Below are 25,104 nucleotides of genomic sequence, written 5' to 3' on the forward strand. Positions count from 1 at the left end.
AGTATTCCATCTAATGTATGATGATTCAATTTCTATTTCTCGTCAAAAATCCTAAATATTTATAGCTTTAGAATCAATAAATTGGAAATAAAACTTATCAGTTGCTAAGTAATTTACGTAAAACAAAGTAGAAAGGCATGGATAGCAGCCAGTTGAAGCTGTGAAACAGCAAAATATTACGTTTTTATAAAGCAACAAATGAGGTGAGAAAAACGGAACAACGCTGAGTAAACTCAGCGTTGAAACTGCAGTGCGGCAACAAAGCTGAAATGCTGTGCTGAAGCGAGGTTAAAAAGCACTAATTAGCGAGTTTTGATCACTAAACGGTTGCTTTGTTTAACTTCTTCCATAACTACATAGGTGCGAGTGTCGTTTACGCCGGGTAAACGTAACAGAGTTTCACCTAACAGTTTACGATATGCGGACATATCTGGCACACGCGTTTTCAACAGGTAGTCAAAGTCACCAGAAACCAAGTGGCATTCCTGAATTTCTTCCAGTTTTTGAACTGCTGTATTGAATTGCTCAAATACATCCGCAGCACCACGGTTAAGTGTGATTTCAACAAACACGAGCAAAGATGCATCTAAGTAGTGTGGATTTAGTAACGCAGTATAGCCAGAGATAAATCCTTGTCTCTCAAGGCGACGTACACGCTCTAAACAAGGTGTTGGAGATAAACCAACTCGTTTAGATAACTCTACGTTAGAAATTCGCCCGTCTTTTTGTAGTTCGTTTAATATATTCCTGTCGATACGGTCAAGGTCTTTGCCAGGACGCTTTTTATTGTCAATCATCTCTTTATCTCTCTTTCTCTAATTGTTATTTTCTACATCTAAAAATAAGCACCTTAGCCACCACCTTTTTTATTTAGGAATTCGTGTTCAGGAGCAAATTTTATTCATAATGCTGAAGTTAGTGTGAATGTAATTATCACCCACAATGTTTACTTGTATTTTAAATTTGTAAGTAGTGTAAAGTTAATTTTCCAGCAAGAACAAAAATGCGCCATTTCCATTGATCAGCTAGATAATTAACTCTTACACTGATGTTTTCGCAAATGCGCAGCCGATTGTCAAAGCAAATGAATAAAAATCAGTACAAGATTTCGCTTTTTTTTCCAGTAAAACGTTTCGCAGCCTTAATTCAAGATAATTCCTAAAAATTGTGATGCGTGACACAAGCAACTTTTTGTCATATTTTTTTACATTTTGTCGGTATTACCTATTGATGAAATAAGCCAAATGAAACTAAGTCGCACTTAAACCACTTTTGTTAACCTCTTATTTCTCCTACAATCTGATAAATGCTTTTTAGATTAAAGAGGAATTCATGAGCACAACAACACATCGCAAGTTAATCATTCTTGGTTCTGGCCCTGCGGGCTATACTGCAGCTGTCTATGCTGCACGTGCAAACTTAAACCCAGCATTGATTACTGGGGTGGAAAAAGGCGGTCAATTGACCACCACAACTGAAGTTGAAAACTGGCCTGGTGACCCAGAAGGTTTAACCGGTCCAGGGCTTATGGAACGCATGCATGAGCACGCGTCAAAATTTGACACCGAAATCATATCTGACCATATCCAAAAAGTGGACTTAAAACAACGTCCTTTCCGTTTAATTGGCGATGAAAATGAATATACCTGCGATGCATTAATTATTGCAACAGGGGCTTCCGCTCGTTATATCGGCCTACCTTCAGAAGAAGCGTTCAAAGGCCGTGGCGTTTCAGCTTGTGCAACCTGTGACGGTTTCTTCTATCGTAACCAAAAAGTCGCTGTCGTTGGTGGCGGAAACACTGCGGTAGAAGAAGCATTGTACCTTTCTAATATTGCTTCAGAAGTTCATTTAATTCATCGTCGTGATAGTTTCCGTGCAGAAAAAATCCTGATTAATCGTTTAATGGATAAAGTTGAGAACGGTAATATTATTCTGCATACCGACCGCACATTAAATGAAGTATTAGGTGATGATATGGGCGTGACGGGTGTGCGCTTAGAATGTACTAAAACACATGCAACAGAAGATATCCCTGTTATGGGGGCATTTATTGCCATCGGCCACAGCCCAAATACAGCTATTTTTGAAGGCCAATTAGATTTAGACAACGGTTATATTAAAGTGCAATCTGGCACCCAAGGCAATGCAACTCAAACTTCTGTTGAAGGTGTGTTCGCGGCTGGTGATGTCATGGACCATATATACCGCCAAGCAATTACCTCTGCGGGCACAGGTTGTATGGCAGCCTTAGATGCAGAACGTTATCTTGATGGCTTAGCATCAAAATAATCAATAAGTGATTGTAATTTAGATAGGCTTCAATTTTTCCTCAATTGAAGCCTTTTTTATTACTTATACTCCCCATCCTAACTATTGGTTTTGCATATATTTTTAAGACCAAGTTTATATTGTACTTTTTTAATACTGCCTATACTGTTTTTACATAACATTAATTAATATAAGGTGTAGGTATGGGGCAACAATTAGAACGTGATGCCATTCGCGGTTATTCTTATTTTATTATTGTCATACTTGCCGTGATTCAAGGCATCGTCATCACAGCCACTACTGATTACTCTATCCGCCTAGAAAGCCAACTAAGCGCCACCACCCTATATCTGCCTATTTTGCTCGCCATTTTTGTTCCTTCAGCAATCAGTTACCTAATTACCAATGCAAAATCCGCTATTTTTTATCTCAACATTGCGGTCATTATTGGGTTAATTTTCTGGCTCAATTACTGGCATGCCCAAGACTTTCTAAATTCTTCAGATACAGACCCATTCTTCGCCTTTATCACCCTCACCGTCCTGCTCTTTTTTATACTTCCTTGGATGCAATCGTGGCAAACCACAAGAACATGGAAAATTGATTACGGTTGCTTAATGGGGCTATATATTAAAAATACCTTTCTGGGTATTCTCGCTTCTATAATCGGTGGGTTGCTAACATTAATCGTAAAAATAGCCAGTTTTTTATTTGGCATTGTTAACCTAACTTTTTTGAGTGAAGCTCTTGATAACGACGTTATCTATTGGGTGAGCTTTGCCCTTGGGTTCAACGTGAGTTTAGCTTTTTTACGCACAGCACTGAATGTACAACTCAGTAATTTTGTTAGCTTTATTGCGCGTTTTTTCTTACCTCTATTGAATATTGTTGCTGTTATTTTCTTAGGCGGTTTCGTTGTTTCATACTTTTCAGGTTTAACCTCTGCAGGCTTAGGCTCCGCAGTAATGCTGTGGTTTTTAATTTTAAACCTTATTTTTATCAATTTCGTGTATGGCGATGGCACAACTCAATATCAATTCCGTGCGGGTCTCAACGGTTTTGTCTTAATTAGCATTATGTTACTTAATGCATTTTCAGTGCTTTCGCTCTATGGAATTTTAGTACGAGTTAACCAGTATAGTTGGAGTGTTGAGCGCCTATACGCCTTTACTATTGCCCTATTCCTATTTGTATTGGTTTTTGCTTATAGTATCGCAATTATCTATAAAAAATCAGCCTGGATGTCCTATTTAGGCCCTATCAATAAAGCGGGAATTTTGTCTCTAATTGCCATTATATTGGTCATTAACAGCCCTATTGCTGATTTTAAACGCATCACACTAAACAGTATTCTTGCCGGCGTTGAAAATGGCAAAATTAAAGTCAATAGCTCGCTTGCTTATGACTTAAAACAATTAGGTGAGAAAGGGCAACAAGCTTTTGAAAAACTCAATAACAACCCTGAATATCAAAAACTATTCCAAACCAGCCCTTATGAAGAAGAACAGCGCAGATCGCTAAAATCAGTATTAATTCAAGCTCAAAATAGCCCTGCAATACCGGAGAGTTGGTTCGACCTCGGGGAAAACCTTAGCAGTGCTTGGTATTGTACCTCACAATACGACCCATACCCGTGTGTAGGCTTTATGGCCGATGTTAACCAAAACAATCAAGATGATGTGGTTATGTGCTATTCCTATCCAAGTAGCTCTAGTATTGATTGTAATATATGGCAACAAACGGAACAAACCTGGGAGTTAATGGATACGCAAACTCGCTCATTTAATACCATGAAAGAAAAAGATCAGGCTTGGGATAATTTATTAAAAGGAAACTATGAATTAAAACCCAAAGAATGGTTAATGATAGACCCCACATTCTAATTGTAGTGAAAAATGCCGATGGCTTAACATTTCTTTGTTAAGCCACCTTTTTATTACGTAGAAATACAGTAATATCCCAATATCATTACATCTAAAAATTTACTGAAATATTAAATTTACCTTTATAAAACAATTTAATAACAAAGCACAACTCACTTTAAATAACCCACTCTTATTAGGTAACATATCGTGATGAAGCTGTTATGATGTACTCTAATACTCGAATTTATGGGTAAGATCAAAAACGCAGATTTTCTTATAATCACCAATTGCGTTACCAGATCAAAAGTTATCGTTCTCATGCTGTTTAAAACAGGTCAACTGCAATATCACGCATGATAAAAACAACGTTAGGGTGATATTTCCTAACTATACTCAATGACATTAAAACTACACCTGCTAACTAAATCATTATGGATAAATCAAGACAGACTGAATTGGTACGTTGGTTAAAACAATACAGTGCCCCTGCCAAGCGCTGGTTGCGGATCTCTATGTTACTAGGCATTTTGAGTGGATTACTGATTATTGCTCAAGCTTGGTTCTTAGCTGTTATCTTACAAGCATTGATTATGGATAACGTTCCTCGAGAACAGTTATTAACCCCTTTTGTTCTTCTGCTTTGCGTTTTTATCTTACGCGCAATTGTCACTTATGTACGAGAACGCGTTGGCTTTCGTTGTGGCCAAGTGGTGCGCCAAGAAATACGTACCATGGTACTCGATAAACTTCAAGAACTCGGCCCTGTGTGGGTTAAAGGTAAGCCAGCGGGTAGCTGGGCTACAATTATTCTTGAACAAATTGAAGATATGCAAGACTACTATTCGCGCTATCTTCCTCAAATGTATTTAGCTGGGATCATCCCCATTATGATCCTGATTGCTATTTTCCCCTTTAACTGGGCTGCAGCACTCATTTTATTCGTCACTGCCCCGCTGATTCCTATCTTTATGGCATTAGTCGGATTAGGCGCTGCGGATGCTAACCGTCGTAACTTTATTGCCTTAGGTCGTTTAAGCGGGAGTTTTCTCGATAGATTACGAGGCCTTGATACCTTACGGTTATTTTTTCGTGAAAAAGCAGAGATTAAGCAAATTCGTGAATCAACAGAAGATTTTCGTTCCAGAACGATGGAAGTATTGAGGATGGCATTTCTGTCTTCTGGCGTACTTGAATTTTTTGCATCGATTTCTATTGCTGTTGTTGCTGTCTATTTTGGTTTTTCCTACCTGGGCGAAATGAACTTCGGTAGCTATGGTTTACCTGTCACGCTATTTGCAGGTTTTCTTGCCCTGATACTTTCGCCAGAGTTTTTCCAACCATTACGTGACCTTGGCACATACTACCACGCCAAAGCGCAAGCTGTTGGTGCCGCTGAAACACTCGAAACACTATTAAACAGTGAGGGCGAACAAAAAGCTCAACAAGGAACCCAAACACTGAGTGATGAGGCTATCTATATTCAGGCTAAACAATTAGAAATTTTATCCCATGATGGTGTGCGCCTTGCTGGGCCATTAGATTTCAATATTGAGCCACAACAACGTATTGCAATTGTTGGTCAAAGTGGTGCGGGAAAAAGCTCATTACTGAATTTATTGTTAGGCTTTTTGCCTTATCGCGGTTCCATCACCATAAATGGTGTTGAACTTCGTGAATTATGCCCTGATAAATGGCGTGAATTACTCGGTTGGGTTGGGCAAAACCCTCACCTTCCAGAGCAAACACTGGTTGAAAACATCTGTTTAGGCAAGCCAAATGCTACAGAAGCGGAAATTCAACAGGCGATTGATAATGCATATGTTTCCGAATTCTTAGCCCATTTGCCTGATGGCCTAAATACCAAGCTGGGTGACTATGCCGCTCGCCTTTCGGTCGGGCAAGCTCAGCGAGTTGCCGTTGCACGAACCCTGTTGAAACCCTCTCGTATGCTCCTTCTAGATGAGCCTGCTGCGAGCTTAGACTCCCACAGCGAACAACGTGTTATGCAAACACTTAACCAGCTATCAAGTCAGCAAACGACCCTTTTAGTCACCCATTTACTGGAAGAAACCCTTGATTATGACCAAATTTGGGTAATGGCTAACGGGCAAATCATTCAACAAGGTAATTACACACAGTTAAGCCAGTCAGAAGGCGCTTTTGCCCAGTTACTTGCCCATCGCAGTGAGGAGCTTTGATAATGAAAATTTTATTACCTTTCTTAGCCCTTTACCGCCGCCATTGGTTTTTAATTACATTAGGCATTATCTTGGCGATTGTGACCTTACTGGCAAGTATTGGCTTACTTACCCTTTCTGGTTGGTTTTTAGCCGGAACCGCCATTGCTGGTTTTCCGGGTCTTTACTATTTTAATTACATGTTACCCGCTGCGGGTGTCCGTGGTGCCGCTATTTTTCGTACCGCTGGCCGCTATGGAGAACGCCTAGTTAGCCACGATGCTACTTTTAAAGTACTTGCTCATTTACGGGTTTTTGCTTTTAGTAAAGTATTGCCCCTTTCGCCGGGTGGTATCAGTCGTTTTCGTCAAGGGGAGTTACTCAATCGTCTGGTCGCTGACGTAGAGACCCTAGATCACCTCTATTTGCGTGTTTTATCGCCGATCATTACTGCATTTTTTGTTACCTTTGTCCTTATTTTTGGTTTAAGTTATCTCGACCCTCGTCTTGCTTGGACACTGGGTGGCATCATGCTGTTCTTGCTATTTACAATGCCATTTATATTCTATCGTGCAGGAAAACCCATTGGCCGTGAGCTAACCGAATTACGTGGAAGTTATCGCACTATTTTAACCTCCGCACTGCAAGGACAAGCTGAGTTAACATTATTTGGCGCCACTGAACGTTTTCGCCAAAACTTGCTTAATATCGAAAATAAGTGGCAAGTGCGTCAACAACAGCAAGCGGCACTCACTGGGTTATCTCAAGCCATTATTTTATTTGCCTCTGGTGTTACAGCAACACTGCTTCTTTGGATGGCTGCCGACCATGTAGGAGGCGATACAAAACCGGGAGCACTGATTGCTTTATTTGTATTCTGTGCGCTAGCGGCTTTCGAAGCATTAGGCCCTGTTGCTGTTGCCTTCCAACATATGGGTCAAGTGATTGCATCTGCTACTCGCGTTTCCCAATTAATGACCGCAAAACCAGAGGTAACTTTCCCAAGTGAAAGCCCTTCAATCGCAACATTGGAAAATCTGACTGTCGATAATATTTCATTTACCTATCCAGAACAGCCATTTGCCGTTCTTCAAAATGTGTCTTTAACATTAAATAAAGGCCAACACCTTGCTTTATTAGGTAAAACAGGTTGTGGTAAATCCACTCTTCTGCAGTTATTAACCCGTGCTTGGGATGTTGATAGCGGAACCATCTACTTAAATGGCACGCCTATTAACGAATTTAGCGAAAAATCGTTACGTAATATGATGTCTGTAGTACCACAACGGGTTCATGTCTTTAGTGATACATTGCGCAATAATCTGTTGCTCGCCAATGAACAAGCGACGGATACCGAATTAAGCGAAGTATTACAGCAAGTTGGTCTAGGTAATTTATTAGAAAACGAATTAAAGCTTAATGCGTGGATGGGTGAAGGCGGCCGACAACTTTCTGGAGGGGAACAACGCCGCTTAGGTATTGCCCGTGCTTTATTACATAACACACCATTAATTCTAATGGATGAACCAACGGAAGGGCTTGATGCACAAACTGAACAGCAGATTTTAGCACTGTTAAAAGAAAAATGTGCCGATAAGACGTTAATTGTCATTACTCACCGTATGCAGGGCTTAGAGGAAATGGATAACATTTGTGTGATGGATAATGGTAAAATCATCGAACAAGGTACCCATCAAGCGCTGTTAGGTATGCAAGGCCAGTATTATCAGTTCCGCCAGCGCCACTGGGCACAGCAACCGCTCTGAGGCGTATATGTACCAATTAGATGATGACTCCTATTTATTCCCTCCCGTGTCTGAAGCCATGCGGGAGCCTAATGGCTTATTAGCGATTGGCGGAGATCTTTCATCAAAAAGGCTGCAAGCTGCCTATTATGATGGTATCTTTCCTTGGTTTAATCCTGGAGAGATGCCTTTATGGTGGTCTCCGGACCCTAGAGCAGTACTCATGGTTGGTGAACTCCATATTAGCCGGTCAATGAAAAAAGTTTTAAAAAAGCAGACTTATCGCATTACTGTTAACCATGCATTCAAGCAAGTTATTGAAGCTTGTTCTGTACGCCAAGAAGGCACATGGATTTTACCCGAAGTTCAAGCTGGGTATTTAGCGCTACACCAAGCAGGTATGGCGCATTCCATTGAAGCTTGGTATGGCGATAAACTCGTTGGAGGCCTGTATGGCGTGAACATGGGGCACCTATTTTGTGGGGAATCTATGTTCAGTAGAATGAATGATGCATCCAAATTTGCTTTTATTACATTCTATTTTCATTTTTTGCGCTATAATGGGCAACTTTTTGATTGTCAGGTACTTAACCACCATACCGCCTCAATGGGCGCAAAAGAGATATCCCGTAGGGATTTTTTACATATTCTTTATCGGTGGCGTGACAAAGCGATTGACCCCGCCTGCTGGATACCGCAATCGATTGAAATACCGCCAATTTTCGATTAATGAATTTTGGTTTTACATTAATTTTATTCCTTCACTTAAAAATAAAGATCGCGTTAAAATGCGACACTTCTTTACTTAGTGCGGGTTTTTGGGCATTATCTTGCCCGTTAAAAATCACGGTTATTAAACTTAGAGGATTAGATGGCCAAAGAAGACAATATTGAAATGCAGGGCACAGTTTTAGATACCCTGCCAAACACAATGTTCCGTGTTGAACTGGAAAACGGTCACGTGGTGACTGCTCATATTTCTGGAAAAATGCGTAAAAACTATATCCGCATCCTGACAGGCGACAAGGTAACTGTAGAGTTAACACCTTATGACCTGAGCAAAGGCCGAATCATTTTCCGTAGCCGTTGATATTCTCTTCAGGCAAGGCCTGACAACCACAGGTGCATTGATACACCTGTGGTCTATTCGTCAGAATACCGCATCCTCCGGAGAGGCCTTGTGCACGCTACTGAAGCTGTATGTCAGTGTGTTACTTTTTTCATCAAGCCCGATACTTACAGAGCCACCATTGGTTAGTGAACCAAATAACAACTCGTTTGCTAATGGTTTTTTCAGGTTATCCTGAATGGTGCGAGCCATAGGTCGGGCACCCATCGCTTTATCATAACCTTTTTCACACAACCAGCGGCGAGCCGCGGCGCTAACTTCAATTGATACACCCTTTTCATCAAGCTGAACTTGTAATTCCACAATAAACTTATCAACGACTTGCGTAATAATTTCTGGAGTTAATGAGTTAAACCAAATGATACCATCAAGGCGGTTGCGAAATTCTGGTGAGAACGCCTTTTTGATTTCAGACATCGCATCAGTGCTATTATCTTGCTCAGCAAAACCAATAGAACGACGCTGAGTTTCTTGCACCCCAGCGTTGGTTGTCATTACCACAACAACATTACGGAAATCCGCCTTACGACCGTTATTGTCTGTTAACGTTCCGTGGTCCATTACCTGTAAAAGAATATTAAACACATCTGGATGCGCTTTTTCGATTTCATCTAACAGCACCACTGAATGCGGATGTTTGATAACCGCATCGGTCAGTAAACCACCTTGGTCAAAGCCAACATAGCCAGGAGGCGCACCAATTAAGCGGCTAACCGTGTGACGCTCCATATATTCAGACATATCAAATCGCAGCAATTTGATATCCAACGCTTTCGCTAACTGGACAGTCACTTCAGTTTTACCCACCCCTGTTGGACCGGCAAATAAGAAAGAACCCACAGGTTTATTTTCTAACCCTAAACCTGCCCGATTCATTTTGATTGCCTCAGACAATGAATCTATCGCTTTGTCTTGTCCAAACACTAACATTTTCAAACGAGAGTCGAGTGTCTTGAGTTTATCTTTATCGCTTGAGGAAACCGTTTTTTCAGGAATACGGGCGATACGCGCCACAACTGTTTCAATTTCAGGCACACCAATGGTTTTTTTACGCTTACTTGGTGCAACCAGTCGCGTTCGCGCCCCGGCCTCATCAATCACGTCAATGGCTTTATCTGGCAAATGCCTGTCGGTGATATATTTAATGGATAAATCCACCGCCGCTTGGATCGCTTTTGCGGTATAACGAACATCATGATGAGCTTCATACTTAGGCTTCAACCCATTGATGATACGAATTGTTTCTTCGGGAGTTGGTTCTACAATATCAATTTTCTGGAAACGACGAGCCAACGCTCTATCTTTCTCAAAAATACTGCCAAATTCTTGGTATGTTGTTGAACCAATAACACGAATTCGACCACTTGATAGCAACGGTTTAATTAAGTTCGCTGCGTCAACTTGCCCACCAGACGCGGCTCCTGCACCGATGATAGTGTGAATTTCATCAATAAATAAAATGCTCTTGGGATCTTTTTCCAGCATTTTTAATAATGCTTTGAAACGTTTCTCAAAATCACCACGGTATTTGGTTCCAGCCAATAATGAACCAATATCTAATGAATAAATTGTGCAGCCTTTCATTACGTCAGGTACATCATCTTGCTCAATACGCCATGCTAGCCCTTCAGCAATCGCAGTTTTACCGACACCTGACTCACCGACTAATAGTGGATTATTTTTACGACGGCGGCACAATACTTGAATCGTACGCTCTAATTCAGCCTGACGTCCAACCAGAGGGTCGATATTCCCTTTCTTGGCCTGCTGGTTCAAGTTGGTCGTAAAGTTGTCCATATGGTCTTCTGGGACCGGCTGCTCTTCGTTTTGCACACTATTAGAGGAGATATCTTGTTCTGATGACGACTCTTCGCCTTTTATCGTGCCATGAGAAATATAATTAACTACATCTAAACGGCTTACATCATGCTTGCGTAATAAGTACGCAGCTTGGGACTCTTGCTCACTAAAAATCGCGACCAATACGTTTGCACCGCTGACTTCGTTGCGCCCAGATGATTGCACATGAAAAACAGCGCGCTGTAATACACGCTGAAAACTCAGCGTAGGCTGGGTGTCTCTGCTATCATTTTCGGGTAACAAAGGTGTAGTTTGCGCGATGAAGTGTTCAAGTTCTTGACGTAATGCAACAAGATCAACCTTACAAGCATCTAAAGCTTCGCGAGCAGAGATATTACTCAATAACGCTAGCAATAGGTGCTCTACAGTCATAAACTCATGGCGACTGTCTTTCGCTTTCGTAAAAGCTACGTTTAAACTAAGCTCCAGTTCTTGATTGAGCATAAGCACCTCCCAAAATTGATATTAAGCCAAATTAGACTTTCTCTATAGTGCAAAGCAAAGGGTACTCATGTTCACGAGCAAAAGTATTGACTTGCGCCGCTTTCGTTTCAGCAACCTCTGCAGTAAAAATTCCACAAACTCCCTTTCCTTGAATATGGACATCTAACATTATCTGTGTAGCGCGTTCTTCATCAAAAGAAAAGTATTTTTGTAACACTTCGACAACAAAATCCATCGGGGTGTAATCGTCATTATTTAATAGCACCTTATACATCGATGGTGGCTGTAAGGTTTGTTCTATTTCATCTTTAAAAATGACGTCAGTTTTAAATGTGCCCAGAAAATCACTCATTACTTTCTTGCTCAGTGTTTAACTTCAATTTAAGCATAGTCTTTATTATCAACGATTTCTATCAATCATATTGATAACATCATAAAACTATACCATTTAGTTACTATGCTGTTTTTTGTCTATATTGCATCAAGCGACAGTGTATCATGGGAATCACCTTTGCTTCCATGGTTAGCAATCTGTGAGCCATATCAAATATTATAGAAAATGAGCGCTATTGATTAGCGAATTCTTAACACTTTCCAGCAATTCCTGAACCGTACCTCTTGACCTTAGAAGGTAATTTATTACAGTATATTTTACGAACAAATAACATCGTATTTATACTTATTTTGTATGTGTTTTTTATACATCGTTCTAAATGCAAATACTGGTAAATTTGAAGGATAAAATATGGAGACGGGTATCGTTAAGTGGTTCAATAACGCAAAAGGCTTTGGTTTTATTTGCCCGGCTGATGGCGGAGAAGATATTTTTGCTCATTATTCCTGTATCCAAATGGACGGTTACAGGACACTAAAAGCAGGCCAGAAAGTTCAATTTAGTGTGACTATTGGCCCAAAAGGTAATCATGCAGACCTCATTGTTCCTATTGAAAATGAGGATGTTCCAGACAACACAACAGAATCGAATTTATAGCTCACCAATAGAGCACAGTTAATTATTTTAATAACACTGACAACGCTAATAATTAACTGTGACTATTTATAAATTAATCATTTTTTGCTGCATTATTACCTGCTGTTTGCAGGTGTGACATATCACCATACAATGACGTCAATAAATCATATTGTTCAACATCATAAAACGCACATTGTTTTCCTGTGAATGCTTTAGCCACTTCTATCATAAATTTTACAGTAGCCGCAATATCAACCTCATGGCTAGCCCCTGTAGAGCAACCTGGTACTACCGTTTCTGAGCAAATAGCGACACCAACCACTGGTGCAGATGTTGATACCGCAGGTTGTAATATACTGTTGATATGATGTAGACCATTACCATATGGCGTAATGTCTTGAATTGATAATGGAAATGTCACCGCTTTTTGGCCACTACTCCACTCCATCAAACGAATTAAATCCTCTGATACAGGTAAAATATAACCATTTTTTACTGTTGGAGACAGTGCATACCCTTTATGATTGAGTAAACGATTTCCCTTCGTGGTATCTACGGACAAAATAGCATCCGCTTCAGGGATCGCCTCATGTTGATTCATCGTGGCATCTTCAAGGGGCGAGTCCATAAAATCAACAGGTGTATGCGGACGTGTTGGCGCATTTGGGCAAATATGGGTCGTGACCACGACATCACCGAGTAACTGGTCACCCTTTTCATGCATTTGTGCCAGTTTAAGCGCTGCTGCAAGTGCGGCAATCGCACCATCTGCATCAGACACAACACCTATTCGAGAAGGCCTAGCACCAATTCCACCTAAACGCCCGATGATTCCCAGTGTTGGCGCATCTTTATGCTGTGATTTACCTTGTGTTCCTGGAATAAGAATGCGAACAAAGTCACTTTGTCCTTTGTGATCCTTAACCGTTTTAGACATGACTTCAATGTGTGGGAAATCTTGGAACAATGCAACAATGTCTTCACCTTTAACACTAGCGCAATCGATTAGATCATATACGCAAAGAGTTTGTTTTAGACTCATTGTACTTCCTTTAATTTTAATTATTTTTTATGAGAGTAAAGAGCTACTTTGAGATTAACTCGCATAGAATAGCGAGTTAATCTCATTTCACTCTAGATGGAATCTCACGTAATAGAGGTTCCATTTTTCCTGATGAAGGCGTATTCACGCACTTAAAATGCTAACAATATTAAATATTTATAATTTACTATTTACTTCAACTACTTACTTCAACTACTTACTACTTTTTGCTTTTATAACATGAAATAATCTCATGACTTATTCATGCTTTTTTGCAACCAATACGGGTCACCCACCATACACCCAAGATAAGCGGCTTTATGACAAAGGCTCTTAGATAACTGCACCATAACCTCATCATTCATTTGTGCAGCAGGCAAACTTAAACACAAGGCATATAACGTATTTTGTGCAGGGTCGAACACCGTGCTGGATATGGAAGCGACTCCAGCAACGGATTCATCCATCGATAATTCCCAGCCACGATCTGCCACTAAGTCCAAACGCTCGACTAATTTACCCCGTTCTTCTTTTGGTTCACGGTCGATAATTTTTGACCGCTCATTTAGCGGTAACCTTGCTAATAGTGCACGCCCCGTTGACGTTCCCAGTATGGGTAAGCGGGTACCCGGTTGAGTGATCACTTGCAGCATGCTATTACCAAAACGAGCATGAACAACACGAACCATATCATCATCAAGTGCTGACACATAACTGGTAAACCCACTATCTTTCGCAAGTTCATCAAGTGCTTCAAGCATCATATCGATTAGCGGGTTCATCCCCCTAGCCCGATGAGCTAATTCCATAATCAGCAAGCCAGGTCGATATATCGGTGCATTGTTTTTCTTTTCCAGCAATCCGAGTTCAGCCATTTGCTTTAAAAGACGGGAGGCCGAGCTTTTTGGCATACCTAATTCATTAACCAACGTTGTCACCGTCAGTTCGTTGCCTGAACGTAAGAACAGTTGGTAAACATCAACCACGCTAGATAAAATACTCATGACCCTAAACCTTGGGTTAATACACTGTAGCTTTGTGGCTTTCTGTCTCTCAGATAAGGCACTTTTAAACGTGTATGGGCTTGGTTTAAAAAATCAACCTCACCGATTAATAGCTCTTCGCCCTCACAGCTCGCTTCACAAAGTACTTGGCCGCGAGGACCTAAAACCTTGCTACCACCAAATAAATGCAGATCTTCTTCATGACCCCAACGGTTCACTGCAAGTAAGTGAGTTCCATTTTCTAGTGCTCGACAGGCGCTATTAATATCCCATACATCTCGGTCTTGAACACACCAAGCTGAAGGGGCTAATAACAATTCCGCGCCTTGTAATGTTAAAATTCGTGCGACTTCTGGAAAACCCATGTCATAGCAAATCATGATACCGATTTTACCGATCGGCGTTTCAAACACAGGGAAACTATCACCTCGTCCAAACCATTGTTTTTCTATGCCGAAAGCATGAACTTTACGAAAAACACCACTAATACCCTCACACCCTGGGTTCCAAACACCGACAGAGTTATAGATATCGCCTAAATATTCACCGCGCTCAACAAAACCGCTAACAATAGTGATATTTAAACGAGTAGCAAGTTCGCTAAATAGCGTATAAGTTTCACTTCCGATGGAATCGCTTAAATCCCACAACTTAGTGGTCAGTAAGTCACCACGATAACCCGTTGTCGCCAGCTCAGGGAAACAAATCAGTTTTGCTCCTGAATCTGCGGCTTGTTGGCACAACTGTGCCATGCGTTGTAAATTATTGGTTTTATTGCCAAGTTCTGAATCAAACTGAGCCAGAGCAACTTTAACTTTTGTACCCGACATTGTTTAATCCTTAATCTAAATGAGAGACTTTGCGAAAGTGTACCGTTTCAACACCTCTCGCTTTCGCCTGCCAGCGCATGCCTATCCAATAAGCAACTGCACCAGTAATCAAAGAGTTAAGCGCTGGGATACCGTAGTCTGCATGCAGTGGACCTAACTCTGATGTCCCCCACCCAACCAGTACTGCGATCACCCACACCACGAGTGTTACTGGGTTATATGCTTCACAGCTCGGTGGTAATATGCCTTGCTCTCGAGTGATATCTAATTCTTTGCGATCACGTTTTAACAAGTAATAGTCAACAACCATAATCCCTGCGACAGGAGGAATGGCTATTCCTAAGTAAATTAAGAAACCGATAAAGTTATCTAAGATCCCTAACATTGAAGCGATTGTGCCAAAGATACCAATCACCCACGTTAAATAACGACGGTCAAAACGCTTATTAAATATGGCATTTAACAGTGTTGAAAAACCTAACGATGATGAATACAAATTGATATCATTCATTTTTATTGTTGAGAAGATAACAATCGATGCACCTAATAGGCCTGTCAGCGCCATCATTAAATCAAATACTTGGCTTGTACGTAATGACAGCGCCATTAGTACCGCTATCATATTGACCAGTAACTCACCAAAAAATGTGCCGATAAGCGTCATCCAAAACACATCTTTAGGCCCTTTCATGAAACGGCTGATATCGGGTGTTGTCACTGCTGCAATAATAAAACCACCAGCAACCATTGTGATGGCCGCAGGCATAGTCATTAATGGCCCGGCGGGTTCAGTGTCATTAATAAGCGTACCAATATCTTGACCTGATAATAAATTATATGTCGCCCAGCCTAACGCGAATAAAAATAGCGGCGTTGAGATATTGGCAGTAATAGATAAAAATCGATACCCATATACTGTTATAACCGTCACCGCAATACCTGTAATAAGTGACCAAGTCCCTGGTGTTAGCACATTAGTCGCTTTATACATTCCATCCGCAAAGAAACCATTTTGGACGCCAAACCAGCCCATTAAGGAGATAGCAATTGCGCCACCAATGAGTGCTGAGCCTAACTTACCAAAACCCGCCCACCGAGACAGTAGGCTGATTGACATTCCTTCGCGGCACGCAGCCGCTCCAAGCCCCCAGCTGACAACCTGTAAAATTACAGATCCAAGCATCGTTGCCCAAAACGCCTGCCAAAAAGTTAACCCATACCCAAGAGCCGCACCTAACATAACTTGTGAAACACAAGCTAGTGCGCCAATTCGTAGAATTAACACTTCATAGAACGGCCTACGAGCACTTTGGGGTACCCGAGCCAAAGAATAATCTTCACCTGCTTTATTCGCCATATCGCACCTGCTGTGTAGTTGTCTTTGCTTAGTTTTTTACTGGCTTTATTATAAGTTCCATTATATGGAACTAGGTTTCATTTATTCTACAAGGCAAATCATATCCATGATCGATACCAATTCGCAAGTAGAATTTATCTTTTCAGACAGTTTTTTATTATGAAATATTTTAAGAAACGAGGGAATATACAGACTGAAAAAAATATTATCGGGAAATGAAGGAGTTAAAAATAACGCATTTAATTAGCAGAATTTAATTGAGGAACTTGGTTCCGAAAAATGGGACTATCCCTAAATCAAATTATTTACAAGCAGATGATTCACATATTGATAATTGACCTTAAAGCTGAGTTACACAGAAAGTAGAGCGAAGGAATTTAGCTTATCCTTCGCCACTCAAAAATCTCACTAAGAAAAATTATTATGGGTGGCTGATCTAAAAACTATCCATGGTTAACTTAAAGTGAGTATCCATCTTTAACCCAGTTGCCACAAAGTCTTGTTTTTCAATTGACTCTAAAATATCAAAATGAATATCAATGATCTTTTTATGTTCATCATGGTTGTTTTGGTTTAATAAACCAGCTGAAATAGAACCACCTAATGCGCCTCTTAATGCTTTTAGCATCAATGCATATAACGGATTTTGTGACATTTCAGCTAATGTTAAGTGGAAATCAATATCACTCTCAATGAACAAATCCCAATCATTAGAACTCAACAAGGATTTCCTCATTTTATCTGCAATTTTTCTTAACTTGATATAATCATTTTTATTTCCATGCATTGCAGCCAACACTGCAGAATCAACTTCAATCGCACGTCGAAGGCCTAAGATTTGCTGATAATTAACCTGCTGAGTCACAATGGCATGGTTAAAAATAGTTTCTAACGGGTTTGAGTTAATTTTTTGTATTTTAGGTTTTTTGCCACTACTAATATCTAAAATACCTAATATAGAAAGGCTTTGAAAAGCCTCTCTAACCACCCCCCTGCTCACCCCTAAACGTTCAATAATCTCTTTTTCACTTGGTATTTCATCACCTGGATTTAGATTTGATTGAGATATTAAAGATAGAACATAGCTTCTAACTTGTTCTGAAAGTGTTTGTTTTTCAATTAAAGGATGCAATCTAACCCCCAAAATTAGCAATATCCATTTGATTTAAAATCAAAAAAATAATCTTCCTGTGATTAAAACAATAATAAAACTAGAGTCGTATCACAAAACCTATATTAACCCTCTTTTAATATTAAGGCTAGACTGTTAGCCTGTATGACAGGTTGACAGCTAAACAGTAAGATTAAGACCTTAGATACATAGGAATATGAAATGAATAAAGATAATGATTTGTTTGACAAGATTAAAAAGGAATTACCCGTAGCTCTTCTAGGGGATATTTTAGATGAAATAGGATTACACCATCAGTTCTTACCTCCTATACTCAAACCTTTATCTGAGGATATGAAGATTGTAGGTCGAGCAATGCCTGTACTAGAAGCTGATTACATGTTACCGCCTGACGTTACATCTAATGGGCCATTAGGAAATAAAGATTTCGGTATTATGTTTGAAGCACTAGATAGCTTAAAGGAAGGTGAAGTTTATATCGCTTCCGGTTCTTCGCATAATTACGCCCTGTGGGGTGGATTAATGTCGACAAGAGCTAAAAAACTTAACGCTGCGGGCGCTATTATTTATGGCTATTCAAGAGATAAGAGAGAAATACTAGAACTTGATTTCCCTGTATTTTCATTAGGTAGTTATGCTCAAGATCAAAAAATAAGAGGTAAAGTATTAGGTCATGTATTCAATCCGGTGATTAACCTGTAATATAGGGTAATTTATCGGAGAATATTCATGGCTAAAGTCGATGTAAGGTGCCCATTTTGTCAACAAACGCCCCCAGTGAAAAAACATGGATTAGGTAGCACTGGTCATCAACGTTATCGTTGCCAAGATTGCTGCCGAAGCTTCCAACTCGATTATAAATATCGTGCTTGCCAACCCGGAACTAAAGATAAAATTATCGACCTCACGATGAATAATGCCGGTATTCGTGATACTGCTAGGGCCCTTCATATCAGCATTAATGCGGTTGTTCGTACTTTAAAAAACTCTCGCCTAGACAGGTAACCTCTTTACCTCTTGATAATCTGCACATTGAACTCCTTTGCGAAGTCGATGAACAGTGGTCTTTTGTGACTAATAAGAAGCAACAACGCTGGCTTTGGTATGCGTGGGAGCCCCGCCTAAAACGGATTATTGCTCATACGTTTGGTCGTCGAAACAAAAGGACTCTTCGCCAGTTACTGGCTTTACTGTCTAGGTTTAATGTCGCTTTTTGGTGCACGGATAAGTTCAGTGCTTATGAGATATTGCCCAAGCAGAAACATGTAGCAAGTAAGTTTTATACGCAACGAATAGAAAGAGAGAATTTGAATCTGAGAAACCGCTTGAAGCGCCTTAACCGTAAGACGTTAGGTTACTCGAAGTCACCTGAAATGCATGACAAAATTATCGGGACATTCATTGAACGTGAACACTATCTATTATGATGATCTCTATATTGAATACACGACCAAGTATTAGATTATCGAGTTCCAATCAAAATCAATAATATTTTAATTGAACCAGGTGATTTAATTGTTGCCGATGAAGAAGGCGTATTAATTATTCCTAAAAATGTAGAGTCTTACGTTATTGAACATGCATTTGAAAAACAAAAAATGGAGAATAAAGTACAAAAAGAAATAGCAAATGGAATGGGTGCTGTAGAAGCATATAATAAATTTGGCGTCATGTGATAAACATAAAATAGATATGTCTATTAAATTGAATAATAAACATATCATTATATCAAAGGTGATTTATGTTTAAAAAAATAAGATGGAATTTAGTTTTATTTATTTCTCTTGGAGGAATGATAAACTATATGGATCGCTCTGCATTTGCTATTGCAGCTCCTGTTTTTTCTAAAGATTTAAACTTAACACCAAGTGAAATGGGTATACTTTTCAGTAGTTTTTCTATTGGATATGCTTTATTTAATTTCATTGGCGGATACGCATCAGATAAATATGGTCCCAAAAAGGTTTTTGCCGTAAGTATGGCTCTTTGGTCTATCTTTTGCGGCATGATCGGGGTAACTGTTGGTTTTATCTCTATGCTTATTATCCGAACTTTATTTGGTGCAGCTGAAGGCCCCTTTGCAGCAACACTCAATAAAATGGTTAATAACTGGTTCCCTAAAAAAGAAGTTGCTACTGCTATAGGTATAGCAACTGCTGGTAATCCAATAGGTGGAGCTATTGCTGGCCCTATAATGGGAATATTAATAATTACAACTGGTTGGCGTGTTGCATTTTTTATACTTGCTGCAATAGGCTTTATATGGCTAATTGGGTGGTTAAAAATAGCTAAAGATAAACCGGAACAACATAAAAAAATATCAAAAGAAGAATTAGAATATATTTTATCTGACGATAATAATGTAGAATCAAAAACCACAAATACTATATCTAAACCATTATCTTTTTATATAAAGAGTCCGACTATATTAGCAACAACTCTTGCATTCTTCAGTTTGAATTATATTTTATTTTTCTTTTTATCATGGTTTCCGAGTTACTTATCTAATGTTCAAAATCTCAGTATAAAAGATATGAGTATAGTAAGTATTATACCTTGGCTATTAGGTGCTATTGGAATGGCTCTAGGGGGAATACTTTGTGACTTTGTTTTAAAGAAAACAAATAAACCATTATTCTCCAGAAAAATCGTGTTGGTTAGTTGTCTAGGAATATCGGCAATCCTTGTCTTTCTTGTCGGTAATGTTACTCGTGTTGAAAGTGCCGTAGCACTCATGGCATTCGGAATATTTTTCTTATATTTATCTGCTACAACCTATTGGGCAATTCTACAAGATACCGTTGCAAAAAATAATATTGGTGCAGTTGGTGGATTTGTACACGCAATGGCAAATGTTGCCGGAATTTTAGGCCCTATTATTACAGGCTATATCATTGAATGGTCTGGAATGTATAGCATCGCATTTTTTGTGGCAGGTGGAATCGGTATTGTTGGCGCAATCAGTGTCGCATTATATGTAAAACCACTAAATCTCACTAACTAAGAAATTTTCAAATTAAAAGGTTAATAATTATGAAACTAGGATTTGGTTTATATCGACATATGCTTAATGATGAACATTATGCTTTTGCAAAACAATGTGGAGCAACTCATATCGTTGTTCATATGGTCGACTACTTTAACAGTAATGAACGATTTTCACGTAGCGACCAGCCAATTGGCGATAATGATGGCTGGGGAACGGCTGTTGGTGATGTCTGGACAGTAGATGAACTAATAAAAATCCGTGACCGGATGCAAGAGTTTGGCTTAACATTTTATGCAATTGAAAATTTCGACCCTTGCCACTGGGATGATATTTTGTTTGACGGTCCTAAAAAATTAGAACAGCTTGAAGTCGTCAAAAACATTATTAGAAATGTAGGGAAAGCAGGTATTCCTGTCTTTGGATATAATTTCAGTCTGGCAGGAGTCGCAGGGCGAGTTATCGAAAACAAAGCACGAGGAGGTGCTCAAACTGTTGGTTTATCTGGCATCAACGAAGACATTCTAGAGCCAATGCCGGATAATATGGCATGGAATATGAAAATCAATAACCATAGTGCTGGTTATCGTCCTGAAACAACAACAGAGCAACTCTGGGAAAGGTTAACCTGGTTCTTAAACCATATTATCCCTGTCGCTGAAGAAGCAGGCGTTCGCCTAGCTGCTCATCCAGACGATCCTCCACTAGAGTTTGTCAGAGGTCAACCAAGGCTCGTCAATCAACCTCACTTATATCAAAAATTACTAGATATAAAACCAAGTAAATCAAATGCGCTAGAGTTTTGTCTTGGAACCATTGCCGAAATGTCTGAGGGCAACGTTTACGAAGCAGTACAACAATATGCAAGTCAAGATGCGATGGCATACGTCCATTTTAGGAACGTTAAAGGTAAAGTGCCACACTATCATGAAACCTTCATTGATGAGGGCGATATTGATATGTTGAAGGTATTAACAATATTAAAAGAAAATAATTATACAGGTGTATTAATCCCTGACCATACGCCACAAATGTCATGTGATGCGCCATGGCACGCAGGTATGGCTTATGCGATGGGATATATGCAAGCATTACTTAAAGTACTGAAATAATATATAAATAATGCTCCATGCACTATTTTGATAAATGTGCATGGAGAGCTTTATACGAACAATTTATTCCCTCGCCAACGCATCAATTGGGTTCAAGCGAGCTGCATTTCGAGCAGGTAAAAAGCCAAAAATAATGCCAATGGCTGTTGAACAAACAAAGGCACTGACTAATGCCACCGGGTCAAAAGAAAAAGTCCAGCCTGGTAGTGCCATTTGAGCCAATAAACTAATCCCATACGATAGGCCAATCCCCATCAACCCGCCCATTAAACAGACTAGTACGGCTTCGATAAGAAATTGCTGCATCACATCGCTAGTCCTAGCCCCTACCGCCATGCGAATACCAATTTCTCGCGTCCTTTCGGTAACAGAAACCAGCATAATATTCATCACACCAATACCACCAACCACCAGCGAAATAACCGCGACTAACGTTAGAAACAGTTGCATAGTCTGGGTGGTTTTTTCCGCTGTTTTTACAAAAGTGTCAAGGTTATAGGTGAAAATATCCTTTTTACCATGGCGCAACGTGAGTAAGCGGGTCAGTTGCTGTTCTACCGTTTTCGCATCGTAACCGTCTTTCACCCTAACAACAAAGCTCTCATAGTATGGACGGTTCAGAATTTTACTATTCACCGTAGTATCCGGTAACCAAACCGATAGCGACTTACTCGAACCAAAAGTCGATTTTTTCTCTTCAAGCACACCGATAACCGTTACAGGCATATTACCAATGAGCAAAGTTTCGCCAATAACATTTTCTTGTTTAGGGAAAAAGCGGCGCTTAGTATTGGCATCAATAACCACCACTTGTGCGCGCTTATCCACCATATCTTGCGTGAAACTCATACCTTCTGAAAATTTAGAGGCATAAACATTAAAATAATCCCGACCAACACCGGTGAGCTGTGCCGAAGCGTCAACATTCCCTTTTCTTAAGCGTGTTGAGTGGTTGAGCTCGCCAGAAATCGCGTACACATAAGGCTGTTTTGCTAATGCATCAATATCTGAGGCTCTTAAGGACTGACGATTTTTTGCATCATCGTACCCAAAGTCTTCCCCTGGATAAATTGAAATGGTATTCGTCCCGATTGATTTTATATCATTAAGGACCATACCTTGAGCAGCATCACCGATCACCATTATTGATACCACCGACGCAATGCCAATGATAATCCCCAGCATAGTCAGCAATGTACGCATCTTATTAACGACCATGGCACGCCAAGCCATTAATAAGGCCTCACTAAACCGCCCATACGCCTGAGCTAAAGAGAATTTTCGTGGGGGAGCTTTTGGTAATGAATTTGTTCGTTTCGTGGCTTTGCTACCCGAGTCATTCAAAATCTCGCCATCTTTAATTTCGATAATACGTTCCGCTTGTTGAGCAATTTCAGGGTCATGCGTGACAATAATTACGGTATGCCCTTGGGCACAGAGGTCTTTTAAAATATTCATGACCTCTTCCCCCGAATGGCTATCCAGTGCTCCTGTTGGCTCATCCGCGAGAATTATCTGCCCACCATTCATAAGAGCGCGAGCAATACTCACGCGCTGTTGTTGCCCACCAGACAACTGACTTGGGCGATAATCAACTCGCTCCCCTAACCCTAGACGCTGTAATAGCTGGGCTGCTCGCTCACGACGTTGGTTTTTACCCGCCCCTGCATACACAGCAGGCACCTCAACATTTTGTTCCGCGCTTAAATGACTCAGTAAATGGTAACGTTGAAAAATAAAGCCAAAATGCTCTCGGCGCAGTTCTGCCAATTGGTCGTTATCTAACGTTGCAACGCTTTGGCCATCAATGAAATAATTCCCTTCAGTTGGTTTATCTAAGCACCCAATAATATTCATGAGCGTGGATTTACCTGAACCAGAAGCACCAATAATCGCCACCATCTCACCTGCATTAATTTGCAGTGAGACATTTTTTAAGACTGTAACTTGGTTTTCGCCTTCCCCGTAGCGGCGAGTGATCCCTTGAAGATCAATTAACGCAGACATAGTTAGTATTCCGTCTCGCTATGGCCAATGACCACTTTGTCACCTTCATTTAGGCCTTTGGTAATTTCCACATACACATCATTTCGACCACCAATTTCAACGTGTTTTTTCTCGACTTTATTGCCTTGAAGGATATCCACTTCATAGGTTTGTGGTGAAATTTCATTGCCTAATGCAGATAGCGGTAGTAACAGAACATTTTTACGTGACTCTAATTCAATAGTGACCTGAGCGGTCATTTGTAATTTCAATAGATGTTGCGGATTGGGTACCTCAAAGCGCGCATAATAGAAAATGGCATCATTGATTTTTTCAGGTGTTGGTAAAATATCTTTTAGTTGCCCTGAGAATTTTTTATCTGGGGCGCCTAAGACGGTAAACGAGGCATCTTGCCCAGGCTCCAAATAAATCACATCGGCTTCAGAAACTTCCGCTTTTACTAGCATCGTGTCTAAATCCGCAAGCGTTAAAATCGTTGGTGCTTCCTGAGCAGCAATAACCGTCTGCCCTTGTAATGTTTTAATAAAGGTGACAATGCCATCCATTGGAGCCGTAATTTGAGTGTATTTCAAATTTGTTTTTGCCGAATCTAAAGTGGCTTGGTTACGCTTAATTTGCGCTTGATAAGTGGCAACTTGCGCTTTTTTCACTTCTACATCAGTTTTGGCTTTATCAAGCTCTTGTTGGGAAACGGCTTGCTGTTTCGCTAGGCTTAAATGACGTTGATAAGTCAGTTGAGCAAGGCGAAGTTCCGCTTGAACTAATGATAGATTCGCTTCAAGTTCACGAGTCATCGCTTCAGACTCAGTCACATCATTTTGGGCTTTTTTCGGGTCAATAACGGCTAATAAATCACCTTTTTTAACATAATCACCCTCTTTAACATACAGAGTTTGTAGTTGCCCACTCACTTGAGCCCCCACATCGACTTTACGTACAGCGTCAAGTTTTCCCGTTGCCAGCACTTGTTTATCTAAATCGCCTCGAGTGACATCTACGGTTTGAAAAACCTCTTCTTCCTCACGATTAAAAAGAAACCCAGCAGTGACTAGGGCAACAATAATGATTGCCAAATAAATCGGCCACTTTTTCTTAGGCTTTGCCTTCATGTTTATTCGCTTCCTATGAACAAAAAGAGGGCATTGCCCTCTAAGATCGCTGACAACTTGT

The 25,104-nt window shown here is 40.2% G+C and carries 22 protein-coding genes; 12 read left to right on the top strand and 10 right to left on the bottom strand.

Annotated features, from left to right (window positions below; translation table 11 throughout):
* Window positions 1–302 precede the first annotated feature (302 nt).
* Entirely contained in the window at window positions 303–797 is a 495-nt protein-coding gene (gene lrp, locus M1F17_RS14075; RefSeq protein WP_004256338.1) for a leucine-responsive transcriptional regulator Lrp, read from the bottom strand.
* A 535-nt stretch (window positions 798–1,332) separates the two neighbouring features.
* On the opposite strand from lrp, the gene trxB reads away from it, so the two are divergent.
* The 6 genes from trxB (at window position 1,333) to infA (ending at window position 9,148) form a co-directional block, all read left to right on the top strand.
* On the top strand, window positions 1,333–2,292 hold the full coding sequence (gene trxB, locus M1F17_RS14080) for a thioredoxin-disulfide reductase (RefSeq protein WP_004256339.1): 960 nt from the start codon (window positions 1,333–1,335) through the stop codon (window positions 2,290–2,292).
* Between the two features lie 182 nt (window positions 2,293–2,474).
* Window positions 2,475–4,154 carry a DUF4153 domain-containing protein gene (locus M1F17_RS14085; protein WP_094960672.1) on the top strand — a complete coding sequence of 560 codons (1,680 nt, stop codon included), beginning with the start codon at window positions 2,475–2,477 and terminating at the stop codon, window positions 4,152–4,154.
* A gap of 413 nt (window positions 4,155–4,567) precedes the next feature.
* Complete coding sequence (gene cydD / locus M1F17_RS14090) at window positions 4,568–6,334, top strand: heme ABC transporter permease/ATP-binding protein CydD (protein ID WP_096864164.1); 1,767 nt, start codon at window positions 4,568–4,570, stop codon at window positions 6,332–6,334.
* A 2-nt stretch (window positions 6,335–6,336) separates the two neighbouring features.
* The gene (gene cydC, locus M1F17_RS14095) at window positions 6,337–8,079 is read left to right on the top strand and encodes a heme ABC transporter ATP-binding protein/permease CydC (RefSeq protein WP_004256352.1); all 1,743 of its coding nucleotides are present in this window, start codon (window positions 6,337–6,339) and stop codon (window positions 8,077–8,079) included.
* Between the two features lie 7 nt (window positions 8,080–8,086).
* A complete protein-coding gene (aat, locus tag M1F17_RS14100) occupies window positions 8,087–8,788 on the top strand; it encodes a leucyl/phenylalanyl-tRNA--protein transferase (RefSeq protein ID WP_004256353.1) in 702 nt (233 codons plus the stop codon).
* 141 nt (window positions 8,789–8,929) lie between these two features.
* Entirely contained in the window at window positions 8,930–9,148 is a 219-nt protein-coding gene (infA, locus tag M1F17_RS14105; RefSeq protein WP_004244560.1) for a translation initiation factor IF-1, read from the top strand.
* A gap of 60 nt (window positions 9,149–9,208) precedes the next feature.
* On the opposite strand, the gene clpA is transcribed toward infA, so the two are convergent.
* On the bottom strand, window positions 9,209–11,491 hold the full coding sequence (gene clpA / locus M1F17_RS14110) for an ATP-dependent Clp protease ATP-binding subunit ClpA (protein WP_094960670.1): 2,283 nt from the start codon (window positions 11,489–11,491) through the stop codon (window positions 9,209–9,211).
* A gap of 31 nt (window positions 11,492–11,522) precedes the next feature.
* Entirely contained in the window at window positions 11,523–11,843 is a 321-nt protein-coding gene (clpS, locus tag M1F17_RS14115) for an ATP-dependent Clp protease adapter ClpS (protein WP_004256357.1), read from the bottom strand.
* 393 nt (window positions 11,844–12,236) lie between these two features.
* Here clpS and cspD point away from each other — a divergent pair, with 393 nt between their 5' ends.
* Window positions 12,237–12,482, top strand: a complete 246-nt coding sequence (gene cspD, locus M1F17_RS14120) for a cold shock domain-containing protein CspD (RefSeq protein ID WP_004256359.1) — start codon at window positions 12,237–12,239, stop codon at window positions 12,480–12,482.
* 73 nt (window positions 12,483–12,555) lie between these two features.
* Here cspD and M1F17_RS14125 read toward each other — a convergent pair whose 3' ends face one another.
* The 5 genes from M1F17_RS14125 to M1F17_RS14145 all read right to left on the bottom strand — a co-directional run bounded on the left by M1F17_RS14125 (window position 12,556) and on the right by M1F17_RS14145 (window position 17,829).
* On the bottom strand, window positions 12,556–13,506 hold the full coding sequence (locus M1F17_RS14125; protein ID WP_094960668.1) for a DUF1177 domain-containing protein: 951 nt from the start codon (window positions 13,504–13,506) through the stop codon (window positions 12,556–12,558).
* A gap of 251 nt (window positions 13,507–13,757) precedes the next feature.
* Complete coding sequence (locus M1F17_RS14130; RefSeq protein WP_094960667.1) at window positions 13,758–14,510, bottom strand: IclR family transcriptional regulator; 753 nt, start codon at window positions 14,508–14,510, stop codon at window positions 13,758–13,760.
* The gene (locus M1F17_RS14135; protein WP_004256366.1) at window positions 14,507–15,340 is read right to left on the bottom strand and encodes a nitrilase-related carbon-nitrogen hydrolase; all 834 of its coding nucleotides are present in this window, start codon (window positions 15,338–15,340) and stop codon (window positions 14,507–14,509) included. The genes M1F17_RS14130 and M1F17_RS14135 overlap by 4 nt, the downstream gene beginning before the upstream one ends.
* 10 nt (window positions 15,341–15,350) lie before the next feature.
* Complete coding sequence (locus M1F17_RS14140; RefSeq protein ID WP_004256368.1) at window positions 15,351–16,697, bottom strand: purine-cytosine permease family protein; 1,347 nt, start codon at window positions 16,695–16,697, stop codon at window positions 15,351–15,353.
* 436 nt (window positions 16,698–17,133) lie between these two features.
* Window positions 17,134–17,829: a FadR/GntR family transcriptional regulator gene (locus tag M1F17_RS14145; RefSeq protein WP_036957917.1), complete on the bottom strand. Its 696-nt coding sequence runs from the start codon at window positions 17,827–17,829 to the stop codon at window positions 17,134–17,136.
* A gap of 201 nt (window positions 17,830–18,030) precedes the next feature.
* On the opposite strand from M1F17_RS14145, the gene M1F17_RS14150 reads away from it, so the two are divergent.
* From M1F17_RS14150 to M1F17_RS14170, 5 genes are all read left to right on the top strand, one after another.
* Window positions 18,031–18,531 (top strand): RraA family protein, encoded by a 501-nt coding sequence (locus M1F17_RS14150; protein WP_318837034.1) that lies wholly within the window; start codon window positions 18,031–18,033, stop codon window positions 18,529–18,531.
* Window positions 18,532–18,558: 27 nt separating this feature from the next.
* Window positions 18,559–19,256 (top strand): IS1 family transposase gene (locus M1F17_RS14155; RefSeq protein ID WP_104872948.1). Its coding sequence is split into 2 segments (ribosomal slippage): window positions 18,559–18,808 and window positions 18,808–19,256, totalling 699 coding nucleotides; the frame shifts between segments, so codons are not numbered across the junction.
* A gap of 69 nt (window positions 19,257–19,325) precedes the next feature.
* The gene (locus tag M1F17_RS14160; RefSeq protein WP_318837432.1) at window positions 19,326–19,505 is read left to right on the top strand and encodes a hypothetical protein; all 180 of its coding nucleotides are present in this window, start codon (window positions 19,326–19,328) and stop codon (window positions 19,503–19,505) included.
* A 65-nt stretch (window positions 19,506–19,570) separates the two neighbouring features.
* A complete protein-coding gene (locus M1F17_RS14165) occupies window positions 19,571–20,833 on the top strand; it encodes an MFS transporter (RefSeq protein WP_094960665.1) in 1,263 nt (420 codons plus the stop codon).
* A 29-nt stretch (window positions 20,834–20,862) separates the two neighbouring features.
* The gene (locus M1F17_RS14170) at window positions 20,863–21,927 is read left to right on the top strand and encodes a mannonate dehydratase (RefSeq protein ID WP_004256393.1); all 1,065 of its coding nucleotides are present in this window, start codon (window positions 20,863–20,865) and stop codon (window positions 21,925–21,927) included.
* Between the two features lie 63 nt (window positions 21,928–21,990).
* Here the strand turns inward: M1F17_RS14170 and macB are convergent, their stop codons facing one another.
* Complete coding sequence (gene macB / locus M1F17_RS14175; protein WP_318837035.1) at window positions 21,991–23,934, bottom strand: macrolide ABC transporter ATP-binding protein/permease MacB; 1,944 nt, start codon at window positions 23,932–23,934, stop codon at window positions 21,991–21,993.
* A 2-nt stretch (window positions 23,935–23,936) separates the two neighbouring features.
* Window positions 23,937–25,043 (bottom strand): macrolide transporter subunit MacA, encoded by a 1,107-nt coding sequence (macA, locus tag M1F17_RS14180; protein WP_094960663.1) that lies wholly within the window; start codon window positions 25,041–25,043, stop codon window positions 23,937–23,939.
* Window positions 25,044–25,104 lie beyond the last annotated feature (61 nt).

The organism is Providencia sp. PROV073 (assembly GCF_033688125.1).
In the GTDB taxonomy this organism is placed as follows: Bacteria; Pseudomonadota; Gammaproteobacteria; order Enterobacterales; family Enterobacteriaceae; genus Providencia; species Providencia hangzhouensis.